Annotated in this window: 12 protein-coding genes and 1 pseudogene; 2 read left to right on the top strand and 11 right to left on the bottom strand. The window is 67.1% G+C overall.

The genetic code is table 11. The annotated features are described in order from the left end of the window. From ACIP79_RS42265 to ACIP79_RS42255, 3 genes are all read right to left on the bottom strand, one after another. Nucleotides 1–911 (bottom strand): pyridine nucleotide-disulfide oxidoreductase (locus ACIP79_RS42265; protein WP_401233324.1); only part of this gene is annotated, 911 nt, incomplete at its 3' end. Between the two features lie 80 nt (nucleotides 912–991). Continuing rightward, nucleotides 992–2,209: an MAB_1171c family putative transporter gene (locus tag ACIP79_RS42260; protein ID WP_401233319.1), complete on the bottom strand. Its 1,218-nt coding sequence runs from the start codon at nucleotides 2,207–2,209 to the stop codon at nucleotides 992–994. Further along, complete coding sequence (locus tag ACIP79_RS42255) at nucleotides 2,209–2,715, bottom strand: hypothetical protein (protein ID WP_401233316.1); 507 nt, start codon at nucleotides 2,713–2,715, stop codon at nucleotides 2,209–2,211. The genes ACIP79_RS42260 and ACIP79_RS42255 overlap by 1 nt, the downstream gene beginning before the upstream one ends. Before the next feature lie 357 nt (nucleotides 2,716–3,072). On the opposite strand from ACIP79_RS42255, the gene ACIP79_RS42250 reads away from it, so the two are divergent. Both ACIP79_RS42250 and ACIP79_RS42245 read left to right on the top strand, forming a co-directional pair. Further along, nucleotides 3,073–3,432: a hypothetical protein gene (locus tag ACIP79_RS42250; protein ID WP_401233314.1), complete on the top strand. Its 360-nt coding sequence runs from the start codon at nucleotides 3,073–3,075 to the stop codon at nucleotides 3,430–3,432. Then, nucleotides 3,417–3,818 carry a hypothetical protein gene (locus tag ACIP79_RS42245; RefSeq protein WP_401233312.1) on the top strand — a complete coding sequence of 134 codons (402 nt, stop codon included), beginning with the start codon at nucleotides 3,417–3,419 and terminating at the stop codon, nucleotides 3,816–3,818. Before ACIP79_RS42250 ends, ACIP79_RS42245 begins: the two co-directional genes overlap by 16 nt. 752 nt (nucleotides 3,819–4,570) lie before the next feature. Here ACIP79_RS42245 and ACIP79_RS42240 read toward each other — a convergent pair. The 8 genes and pseudogenes from ACIP79_RS42240 to ACIP79_RS42205 all read right to left on the bottom strand — a co-directional run. After that, nucleotides 4,571–4,787: pseudogene (locus tag ACIP79_RS42240) on the bottom strand (transposase family protein); the annotation flags it as partial. Between the two features lie 125 nt (nucleotides 4,788–4,912). Then, the gene (locus ACIP79_RS42235; protein WP_401233309.1) at nucleotides 4,913–5,074 is read right to left on the bottom strand and encodes a DUF6879 family protein; all 162 of its coding nucleotides are present in this window, start codon (nucleotides 5,072–5,074) and stop codon (nucleotides 4,913–4,915) included. A 142-nt stretch (nucleotides 5,075–5,216) separates the two neighbouring features. Next, nucleotides 5,217–5,810, bottom strand: coding sequence for a GNAT family N-acetyltransferase (locus tag ACIP79_RS42230; RefSeq protein ID WP_401233307.1), 594 nt, complete (start codon nucleotides 5,808–5,810; stop codon nucleotides 5,217–5,219). A gap of 166 nt (nucleotides 5,811–5,976) precedes the next feature. Then, the gene (locus tag ACIP79_RS42225; protein WP_401233322.1) at nucleotides 5,977–6,477 is read right to left on the bottom strand and encodes a substrate-binding domain-containing protein; all 501 of its coding nucleotides are present in this window, start codon (nucleotides 6,475–6,477) and stop codon (nucleotides 5,977–5,979) included. Between the two features lie 274 nt (nucleotides 6,478–6,751). Further along, on the bottom strand, nucleotides 6,752–8,623 hold the full coding sequence (locus ACIP79_RS42220; RefSeq protein ID WP_401233303.1) for a hypothetical protein: 1,872 nt from the start codon (nucleotides 8,621–8,623) through the stop codon (nucleotides 6,752–6,754). Further along, complete coding sequence (locus ACIP79_RS42215) at nucleotides 8,616–9,044, bottom strand: ABC-three component system middle component 2 (RefSeq protein ID WP_401233300.1); 429 nt, start codon at nucleotides 9,042–9,044, stop codon at nucleotides 8,616–8,618. The genes ACIP79_RS42220 and ACIP79_RS42215 overlap by 8 nt, the downstream gene beginning before the upstream one ends. Before the next feature lie 29 nt (nucleotides 9,045–9,073). Beyond that, a complete protein-coding gene (locus ACIP79_RS42210) occupies nucleotides 9,074–10,090 on the bottom strand; it encodes an ABC-three component system protein (protein ID WP_401233298.1) in 1,017 nt (338 codons plus the stop codon). Nucleotides 10,091–10,362: 272 nt separating this feature from the next. Further along, the gene (locus ACIP79_RS42205; RefSeq protein ID WP_401233295.1) at nucleotides 10,363–10,839 is read right to left on the bottom strand and encodes a gamma-glutamylcyclotransferase family protein; all 477 of its coding nucleotides are present in this window, start codon (nucleotides 10,837–10,839) and stop codon (nucleotides 10,363–10,365) included. Nucleotides 10,840–10,954: the final 115 nt, after the last annotated feature.

Below are 10,954 nucleotides of genomic sequence, written 5' to 3'. Positions count from 1 at the left end.
GCGAGCGCGTCGCCGACGACGGTGAAGCCGTCCGGCCAGTCCCGCGAACGCTCGTAGTAGTAACGGCGGTTGGCGGTGGACCGGGTGAAGGCGACGCCGGACAGCGGCTCGGCGCCCGCGAGGAGTTCGCCGATCACGGGGTGGCGCAGCTCCTCGGTGGCGAACCGCTCGAAGTCGCTCTCGTCGGCGCTGGGTTCGCCGCCTCGGGTGCCGGTGAGAGTGACCAGCCAGCGTCCGTCCTCGATGGGCATCAGGACGCCCGAGCGGCCGGGGCGGCCCTCGCGCGGGGCGGCCTGCACGTTGACCACCGGGAAGCCGGACCTCGCACCCTCGGGGGCACGGTAGAACCGACTGGCGTACGCCAGGCCCGAGTCGACCCGCCGTTGCCGCGGGGCGGGCAGGCCGAGCGTGTCGAGCCACTGCGGTGCGCGGGAGGCGCGGCCGGTGGCGTCGACGACCAGGTCGGCCGCGAGGACCCGCTCGGCTCCGCCGCCCTCGCGGACGCGGACTCCGGTCACCTCCGCGCGAGTGCTCTCCAGGCCGAGCACCTCGGTGGGCTCGACGAGCCGGATCCGGTCGTCCGCGAGGACCTGCGCGCGGACGGTCGCGTCGAGGAGGTCGCGGCTGCCGAGGATCATGTAGTGGGACTCGTCCCAGCGGCGGAACCAGCCCTGCGGCGACAGCGCCACCATGTCGGTGGTGAGCGCCAGGCGGTGCGCCCCTGCCTCGGCGAGCCGTGCGGTGAGACCGGGAAGGAGTTCCTCGATCGCCCGCGCGCCGCCGGACCACAGTAGATGAACGTGCGGCGCTTGGGAGAGGCCTTTGCGGCGTTCGGGGCCCTCGGGCAGTGCGTCGCGCTCGACGATCGTGACGAGGTCCGCGGACTCTGCGAGGGCGCGGGCCGCGAGCATGCCGGCGAGGCTGCCGCCGAGGACGACAGCGGACTTCACCGGCTGCGCGGCGGAGCGGGACCTGTTTGTGGGGCTGGCATTCATATGGGGGGCACTCTCTCTCCTGCTGCGGTGGCCGCGCGTTCGCGGACCGCCCGGATGTCTTCGGTGTGGCGCAGGGCGCGGGACACGTCCTCGATCCCCTCCAGCAGGTCTTCCGTGTCGGGGCTGTCGGGCGGGCCGGTGGCGCCCTCCTCGCGTAGACGTCGTCGGGTCTCGAGGGCGTCGTGGATCGTCACGACGTGCGCGAGGGAGGTCGCCCGGCCGGGCGCGTACTCCAGGTGCCGTGCGGCGTCGTACGCACGCTGGGCCAGGTCCTCGTCGACGTACCGGCCAAGGCGCAGCAGCGCGTCCCTGATGAACGTTTCGCGACGCGTCAGCCGCAGTTCGGCCGCGGAGCCCAGTTTGAAAGGGATTCGGTCGTCGCTGACGGTGCGCATCAGCCGATAGAGGGGCCGCAGGTGCCAGTGGTTCAACCAGATGCGCGATCGGCGGTACAGGTACTGGCCGACGTGGGGCAGAACGAAGCCCACCGCAATCAGAATGGCGGCGATAGAGGCGACAGGCGGGGCGAGCTCGGTGCTCAGCCAGTCGAGATCATCGCCGTTCCATCGGGCGACGACGGCCGAGAGTTTCGCACTGTCGAAGATCAGGTTCGTTGCGTTGCCCGCGCCCAGGCAGGTCAGGCCGGCGCGCAGCCATGCATCGAGCCCGCCGGTACGCACCCAGTTCCAGATCAGTTTGGCGGTGATCAGACCGGCCACGGCGTGCGCGAGGAGATAGAGCACGATCAGCTCGCGTATGAAGGCGGCGTTGGCGTAATACGTGTCGAAATCTCGGAGCCGCTCTTCTTGGACGTCGGCGAGCGCGAAGAGCACCCACAGCGCGACGATCACGCCTGAGTAGGCGAGGAGAACCCACCGCATGGCACGGCTGGTGACCGCTGAGCGGTCGGAGATGCCGTTCCTCCAGGCGGCGACCAGGAGCAGACAGGACCCGCAGTACGTGGTGAGGAGGCTGTAGACCAGCGGTGCCGAGATATTCGGTACGCCGGTGACGCGGTTGGTCCAGGCGATGGTCGGCGGCGCGGCGAAGACGAAGATGGCGCAGGCCAGGACGAGGAGGCCACCCACAGATCTGAGCAGCGGGTCCTTCCAAAGCTTCACGATGCTGGGCAGCTTGATCACCAACGCTGTGGTCAGGACCAGCGCTGGAACCCAGAAGACGATGTAGAGGCCGTCGAGGAAGAAAGTGCTCATCAGCTATCAGTCCTGCGGTCCGCGAAAGCCCCCAGTGACGCATGGATGGCCATCCCGACCGGGTCGACGGGAGTCCCCTCCGGGCCACCGCAGGGGTCGAGACGACCGCGGAGGGCACTCGCCAGACGCACGCCGAATTCCTCCGCTTCTGCCTCGTCGGCAGCGTGGGAATCACTGGCGGCCACGGTGAGGGCGATCGCCGGCCAGTCGGTGCCGCCCGCGAGAGTGCGAGCCGCGGCGGCCGTCGCGTCGACGTGGCGAGGGTGGTGTCCCTGTCGTATGTGCCGCAACTCGCGACCAAGGATGCCGAGTTGCGGCACATGCTCGGCGCGCTCTTCGACGACCACGAGGCCTAAATCGTGGAATTCGATCCACACGCCGGTGACCTCGAACTCGTCGGGAATCCGCTCACCGACAGACGGCGCATCTCGGTGGGGACCATGTCCGGCCCGAGTGCCGCCATCAATCTGCCCAGACCGCGTGCCCAACTCATCGGTCGCCCTCACCGCTGCCCGGCTCACTGCCGAGCCGCACCGAGAGAGCGTCCGATATGTGGGGGCAACTCGATTGCTGCGCAGTGAGCGCGTCACAACCCCACACCCTGACGTGGCCTTGAGTAACGGCGCATCCACTCGCGGGCTCCCGGCAGTTGACTCAGCAACCTGTCACGCTGTCGCCGACACTAGGTCGCCGAGGCGACCCGGACCATGAGTTTTGAATGATCGTCTAAGCAGGCCGCTCAGAGCAAGAGGCCGAAGCCGACACTCCGGCGAACTGCTCCCTCTCGCCGGCTTCTTGCACCAGGAGCAGGGAGAGTTGGGGAACATCCCAGGACAGGACGAGACGAGACGAAGGAGAATCCGGTGACCCCACCCGTTCCCGGGCACCTGTCCCCACTGCGGTGGCGGTGGATCCTGTTCACCACCCGGCACCAGGAGGTTCGGTTCGTGTACGGGCCACCACGGCAGCCGACCGGCCATCGCCGTATCCGGATGTTCGACCGTGACGGATACGACGTCGGCACGCTGGTGTGGAAGGTGTGCGACACCTGCCGCGTCGGCAGCATCAACAAGATCTCCATCACAGACGGCCTTCAGAGGCAGGGCCTCGGGCGGCGTCTGATCCTCAGGGCACTCGCCGACGGTCCCGAGTACACGTGGCAAACCACTGGACAGTCCCCGCAGGCCCAGCGGTTTTTCCCCCGTACGTGCCCGGCGCGCTGACCCGCGCCCGCTCGACCCTGGTGCGCGACCCCGCATTCGCCACCGACGCCAAAGCCCGGCTTGTCGAGACGATCGCCGAGGAGCAGCGCGTCCACGAGCGGCGGCAGACCGAGCTGCAGGAGCAGCTCGCCGCGCTGCGGACCGTGGCCGATCCGCTGCGCGACGGCCTGGTGTTCGGCACCGGCCGCGCGCTGGAGGATGCGGTGCACGATGTCCTCGTGGCGGTTGGCGCCGCAGTGACCGCCACGACGACGTGTTCGGCACCAAGTCGGCGGACGTGCTGCCGAGTACGGCGGCTGCCGAGTCCTGGTCGAGGTGCTCGCGCTGGCCCGGCCTGCGTGGGGCCAGAGTGTTCCGGGGTTGGAGACGTGGTCAGTTGTGGATGAGATGGCATGCTGGGAACGCATCGGACTGCTCCTGCCATGGGAGACGGGTCTGGTAGATCCCGCCGCTCCCGTGTGGCCTAGGAACCCGGGGGCGGCGGGCGATCTTCGAGCGCCGCAAAGGGCCTGGTCAGGATGTTGAGGAACTTAGCCTCGCTCTGACGCAGGCTAGCGGAAGTTACACGGGTGTACGTCAGTGCCGCATGGTCGTCATGAGGCTCCACAACCAGCTGTGGAAACGGCTCGCCGACACTCTCGAATGACCGCTTGTCCGCAGCCGTCAACCACCTCAACTAACCCGGTCACACCGCTCGTTTGACCTTCCCGCCCCTCCGGTACGACCGGCGCCGGCAGTAATGAACATGCTTCCCCCCAGCACAGCGGGCGGCGGATCACCCGACTCGTTGTTGCGCTGCGCGCCGACGTTGATCGGCGGCGAGCCGCTTGGCCTTGCGCCGCACCCGTTCGCCGAAGGCTTCCGGGTCGGGGGCGCCGGCCACGGTGGCGGCTTCGGTCCAGGTAGTGCCCTCACCTGCGGCGTAGGCGAACACGATCTGCTGCTCGATCGGGTCGAGGCCGCGCAGCACCCTGTTGAGCCGCTCGTCCTCGTACACCCCGTCCGCTGCGTGGGCCAGGTAGACCAACTCGGTGGTGACCAGGTCGTACAGCGACAGCCCGTCGCCCAGGTCAGCGTCCAGCGACAGGACCCGCCCGTGCCGGGTCCTGCGCCGCCACAAAGGCACCAGTCGCCGGTGCACTGCGCAGGCTTCCGCTTTCAACGTGCCGAGCGCAGTGAAGATGCCGAAGCCGGCCGCGAGTTGGGCGAGGGTGTCGTGCCGGCGCAGGTACACCAGGCCGATCAGCGCACGCTGGTGCGGCGGGAGCTTGAAGCGACGGTCACCCTCGCGGGTGACTGGTGACCCACTCGACCAGGGCGTGGGGCAGGTCGAGTGCGGCAGAATACGGAACCAACGCGGCTCCTGTGCCTGTGGGTTGAGACGTCGAACACCTCCCCCAACGGCATGGGAGCCTCGTGCGTTGCGCACACCGCCGGCGTCACCCGATCAGTGGCCGTGCTGAAAAAGCTCACTGATGGGTCAGGGCTTGTACTCGGCGTGTGGGATGGCGACAGTCGAGAGGAGGCCACGAAGACGGACGCACTCAGCCACAGTGGCCGGGTCTTCGATGAGTTCCGACCCCAACACCCGACCCTCCGGGCCGAAGTGGCCAACGGAAGTATCCGGCCGTCGTACAGCCACCAGTGGTTTCCGTCGGCCGGGAACGTGAGTGATGCCCTCCGGCAACAAGTGGCGCGGAAGCCTTCAAATGTCCTCGCCGGCCTCCAGGTTGAAGATGCAGCCCTGCCAGAACGGGCCGGGTTCTAGCAGGGCTTCGTCGGAGTCAGTCGTTGCTGGCTTGCCCGCTTTTATCTGGAAGGCCGGTTACTGAAAGCAAGAGCAAATCGTAGGTCGGGCCGCCGGGGGTGTTGCGGTATTCCCCGGCATAGGCGTAGCCAAGCCGTGTGTAGAGGGCGCGCCCTCTCGGGTTGTCAGGGCGGACGAGCAGGGAAGACCAATCTGGGGCGATCGCACGGATCAGCTGCTCATGAAGCTGAGTGCCGATGCCGCGGCCCTGCCAGCCGGGGCGAACCGCCAGCTCGCACAGTCCCATAAGGCGGCCCTCTTTGGCCTTCGCATTGATACGCGGGAGTAGCTCAGCTCCGTACCAATACTCGGGACTGCAGGGGAATCCGTAGGCGAACCCGACAAGAGTGTCTGCGTTGTAAGCAGCGGAAAGGCTGAACCCTGAGTGTCGGAAGTGTCCAGCTATCTGCCGACGGAAGGCGCCAACCGGCGAATCCTCTTCCTGCCGAAGCTCATCCGTAGCTTCCGGGTGGGCATCCACCCAGACGTCCGCGAGTGCGTCGACCAACGGTTCCGTCTGGCTGGCGCCGTACATGCGGATGACCGTGGTGCTCGTTTTCGTGGGATTCACAGGGGCTCCTCAGCGCGCACTGGTGACGGTGCGATATCCCTCTAGCCAATCGGCGACAGCCGGAGTCTGTACATGACGGTGCAACGCAGTCTGCACTTCGCGCAAGGCATCCACTAACCGGCGTGACCTCACTTCCGAGAGGTACGCGAGCGTTCGCCGTGCGGCGTCAGCCGGCGGGTGGGCGGACCGAGCCTCGTCCGACGACCGGCATGGGGATCAGGTGGCAGTCGGGACGTCGACCGCGGTCGAGGAGGAGTTCGACGGATGTGCGGCCCATGGCTTCGTGGGGCAGCGCGACGGTTGTCAGACCAGGCCTGAGGTACGAGGCGAGTTCGTCGTTGTCGAAGGACACGACCGAGATGTTACGCGGAACGGAGAGGCCGCGGTCGGCAAGTGCCTGGTACGCACCGAACGCGAGGCGGTCGTTCATGCAGAGCAGGGCGCGGAGGTCGCCGCGATGTTCCAGGAGGGCGCGGGTCGCGTCGTAGCCGTGGCGGAGTTCCCAGTCCCGGCACGATTCCTCGGCAGCGAACCGTAGTCCGCGCTCGGCCATCTCCCTGCGGATCCCGGCTATGCGCTGCCCGACGGTCGCCTGCGCCTTGCCAGGCCTCCTTCCATGGACCCGCACACGGACAACGGAGTCATGTCGATGTCGAACGAGCCGCAGCGTTCCCGTCAGGGACGCAGCACCACATCACGCACGGCGTGGAGAACGGCCCTCACGGCCACCGCCGCACTCGCCCTGGCCGGATGCGCGCCAGGATCACCGGCCGGCCCGACCGGTTCCGAGGCGCGCGCTGACCGGTACGGCGACGTCTCAAACAGCACAGCTGGGCTGCCTCGACGGATGACGGCCGACAGCGATCGGGCGCGGTGTTTCCCTAGCACGTGGTAGGGAAGTGGACCGTGGTCGCCGCTCCTATGGCCCGCAGCTCGTGACCTCAGCCGCTTACGGACCTGACCGCCTCACCTGCCCTTGCGGGGAAGAAGCCGGCACGGTCGCCTTCTTGCAGGCCGAACCGGTGGGTGCGGGCTTGGGCGATGACGTCGTGGGGCGGGTCACCGTTCTCGAAGATGATCACCTGTCCTGGGAAGGTGAGCATGGTCCGGTAGAAGTGATCGACGACGGTCGATGTCATTGGTACGTCGTCACCTGGAGCGTCGCCCTGGGGGTCGCTATGGGGGCCGCGGTAGGTGACCACGGGCGAGTCGAGGACGACGAGCCCGGGGTGCGGCCGGTCGTGCTCGCGGCAGTAGTGGGCCAGGGCCGTGGTGAATGCGGAGTGCAGCACGGAGCGGACGCCCTTGCCCCGGGAGGCCCGCAGCCGGTTACCTGCCCGGATCTCCATCTGGTACTGGTCGTACTCCGCGTACTCGACGGAGGGCACCTTCCACGCCTCTAGTGTGTGCTGGAGGACCTGGTCAAAGGCGGAGAGTACCCGGTTGGGAATGTAGTCGGTGGGCCGGTGGGCGGGCGTTGCGGCTTCACCGTCCAGCTGCGACCGGCGTTCTTCCAGTTCCTCGATGCGCTGGTGAAGGTCCAGGTCGCGTTCGATGGCCGAGCGGACCTCAAGATGCTGGTCCATGTCCTCGCGCAGCGGGGCGAGCCGTTCCCGGGTGACGGAGATGTCTGCGTCGAGGCGAGCTGCGGATGCCTTCATCTCCTCCCTGCTGGTGCGGAGTTCTTCGAGCTGGCCGAGCAGGTCGCGCATGGTCGGCCGAAGGTCATCGAGGAGGGAGGTGGTCTTGGCCATCTCGGTCTCCACTGCGAGATGCAGCTGAGTCGTCTCGCGTTCGGTGTGGTCGGGGTGCTGGTGTTCGGGTTCGGCGCCGCAGAAGACGCAGGTGCCGACCTTGAAGAATCCCAGGAGGTTGCCGGCCTCGGTGACCATGACGAGCCGGTCGATGTCGGAGCGGTACTGCTTTTCCAGCAGGGTGAACCGGGACATGAGGTCGCCGACCTCGGCCAGGCGCGCTTCCATCCCGGCCAGCTCCTCCGCGACCGACATGCGTTCGGCCACGGAGTTCAGGTGCTGTTGGGTGATGGTCTCGACTGCGCGGGAGTAGCCGTCGATGGTTGTCTGCAGGCGCCGGTGCCGGTCGCGGAGTTCCCGGACGTTCTCGGAGGTGCTGAGCTTGTTCTGCAGGTCGACGATGATCCGGTCGAGGAGGCTGACTTGTCCCTTGTTGACGCGGCGCTGGCCGGCGTTCATGCCGGTGGTGACCTCGGCGTCGCCTTCTCCGGTCAGCAGCAGCCGCATTACGGAGGCCGCCGCGGTCTTCCCGCTGGCCGAGGAGGAGTGCAGGGCCGGGGAGTGTTTGTCGACCATGCGGTTCTCGGGAACGACCGAGAGGTGGACCAGGTCGCTCAGGCGCAGCTCGCGTGTGCCGCCTGCATCGTTCGTGCGGATGCGCAGGTCGTCCCATCCCAGGTGGCCCAGGAGAAACTGGGAGAGGCTGTTCTTGCTGCGCGCGGTGTGCTTGGCCGTGACGTCGAAGTCGGAGGAGCGAGTGACCAGCTCCCGCAGGTCCGCCCGGTGCACGTGGATGGCGTTGGATTCCGGGACACGCAGCAGGGTGAGCGGGGTGCCGTCGTCGAGTTCGAGGCCGAGGAGGATCTGGCTGTATCCCTCGGCTTCGGAGACGAGGTCGAGCTTGCTGCCGCCGAGCATGTACTCGATGGACTCCGCGACGAACGACTTGCCGGTGTCCGAGGCGCCGTAGACGACGGTGAGGGACGGGTCGAAGTCCACTGTGGCGAGCGGCTTGACCGCGGAGGCGTAGGTGAGGTGTGTCAGACGCAGGTCAGCCATGGCCAGCCCCTTCGGATGCGGAGCCTGTTGCGGCGCGGTCGATGATCTGACGGGTCACGCTGCGGGCGTGCGCCGGGGAGGCGTAATGGCGGAGGGCCCACTCGGCGCGTTCACGCAGAGACGCGATGTAGGGGGCTTCGAGCACTTCGATGAAGGTGGGGCCGTTCTCCGTGGCCGCGTACATGAGGCCGCCCTCGTTGCTGACGAGGTCGGCCAGCCCGGCCCGGATCAGCACGAGAAGACCTTGTTCGAGGAGCTCTCGCTTCCTGCCGAGTTCGCCTTCCCGAGCCGGCAGGTCGGGGTGGAGGCTGTGCGGGCCGTCGAACTCACCGCTGTGGAGTACGAGGTAGTCCAGCGCGACGAGCTGGGTGAGGTCCAAGGGCTGGGGGTGACTCTCGGCCAGGAGGACAAGAGCGCGCACGCCCACCTCGAGCGGGCTGTTGAGCGGGGTCACTGTTCTCCCTCCCGGCACCAGATAAGGCGGTTGTCGTTCGCCAGGTGGTGGCATACCCCCTTGCGGACCTCCGGCCCCACGTAGGGCTTGAGGATCGTCTCGGTCACTTCCACGGTTCCCGCGCAGATCATGACGGCTGCGTGGCGTTCCCAGCCGTTCGGGTGAGACCGCTCCGACTCCTCTACGACAATTGTATAGATATCCTCTTTGACCTGGTCGAAGTATTCCGGCGTGGTCGAGTCCCGCGCGAACACGCGCACGGACTCGGCGGCGAAGAAGGCCACCCGCTGCCTCAGAAGGTGCCCCTTGGCCTCAGCCACGTTCTCGACCTGCTCCAGGGCGTTGACCTTGTCGGGAAACCGCTCCCGGTAGACATCGACGAGGCGCTGCACATACCGTGCCTCGTCGTGGCGGGGCCGCTCGGGAGGAGTCAGCTTGATCGGCCCGTTCGCCGGCGGAACGTGCGGGAAGCGCGCGAGCCAGTGCGGCGTGGTCATGTGCTCTTCGAGTACCTGATCGAGATCGATGCACGAGAACATGCCGAAGTCGGTGTCTTCCGCCAGCTCCTCGACCTTGCGGCGCTCGTCATTATCGAGCTGGGTCACGAGCTTGTCCCTAGTCGTGGACAGGTCCTCCAGGAACTTTGCCTGGCACTCGGACGGCTTCGAGATGAGGCGCTTCAGGCTTGCAGCGAAGGTGAGAGCAACGAAGACGTAACGGCTGGGGACGGTGAAATGACCGCCCGCCGCGGCCACGAACATCTTCCGCATCTCCTGGGCCGCAGTGGTCCAGGACAGATCCCGCTTGTACTGCTTGCACTGGTAGTTGTGCCATTCACCCTCCAGCTTCGCCTGCGTCAGGAAGCCCGCCACGTCGATGCCGTGGTCCCCCGCGCCTCCCTGCCGTTCAACGAGGTCGTACTTCGCCCTCTGCGTCGGCACCCATTCCTTCACGAACTCCTCGAATTCGTCGGGGTCGTACAGGAAAGTGACCGTCTGCTTCGGCGTCGCCATCCTCGGCATGCTGAGCCTAGGCGGCAGCACTGTCAGTGCCCGCTGCTCTTTGCCCCCAGGCTGACCGTCATGCTGGCTCGTCACGCCATCCCCCTTGCTGCGCTTGGCGATCTCAACAGATATCACCGGGACGCAGCCGCATCCAGACCCGGACGAAGACCGCGCTGGCCCGAGGGTCGCTCCGTGTCTTCATTTATCGAGCCTCCGAAGGGGTCCGATAGGAGGCGACATTGCGCCACCGGCTGTCGCCTGGGCCCTGGGCACCAGAGCGGCTAACGCGGGCTGGCCGCCGTACGCCGCGCTGGCATGTATTCGCTCTTCGGCTCGCCGACTGCCAGTCCGGGAGCGATTCGGGCGCACCGCGCCGCGTACTCCTCAAGGTGATGGTCCTCGAACTCTGAGGCGCTCCAGACGGCCGCTTGAACGTCTCCGCCTGGCCAGACGTACGCCCACTCCAACTTGCCGTTGGACAAGGGGACTTCCTGGAGTTCGTAGTGCTCGTCCTCGAATGCGTCGAGGATGCGCCACTCGTCGTTGCCGAGGTACAGCAAGACCGCGCCGGGAGCCGATCTGCCACCCGCATAGACGAGACCTGGATAGACCCGGCCCTTGAGCTTGGCCGCGCGGGAGCCGGGGGCGAAGGGAGGGACCTGCTCCGGTATTCGGCCCAACAGGGCATTGAGGACGGCATCGAACTGGAGCGTGCCGTAGACGAACAGCACGTCGAGATCTTGCGAGAAGCGGTTCAAGCGGCTTGAGTTGACCGGCACTAGTAGTGCTTCGTTAGGTTCGTGCTCTGGGTCTGCTGGCGATGAGAGGGCGGCCGCAGGTGGTGCAGATGCCGGTCCAGCACCTCAGCAGGTC

The sequence above is a fragment of the Streptomyces sp. NPDC088747 genome, from assembly GCF_044751025.1.
GTDB lineage: Bacteria > Actinomycetota > Actinomycetes > Streptomycetales > Streptomycetaceae > Streptomyces.
Note: the sequence above shows the minus strand (reverse complement) of the source record. Positions and strands in the feature narration are given on the sequence as shown.

Bases quoted from the DNA above. Each gene is read 5' to 3' on its own strand.
- ACIP79_RS42260 (WP_401233319.1), bottom strand. From the start codon at position 2,209: ATGAGCACTTTCTTCCTCGACGGCCTCTACATCGTCTTCTGGGTTCCA.
- ACIP79_RS42220 (WP_401233303.1), bottom strand. From the start codon at position 8,623: ATGGCTGACCTGCGTCTGACACACCTCACCTACGCCTCCGCGGTCAAG.
- ACIP79_RS42210 (WP_401233298.1), bottom strand. From the start codon at position 10,090: ATGGCGACGCCGAAGCAGACGGTCACTTTCCTGTACGACCCCGACGAA.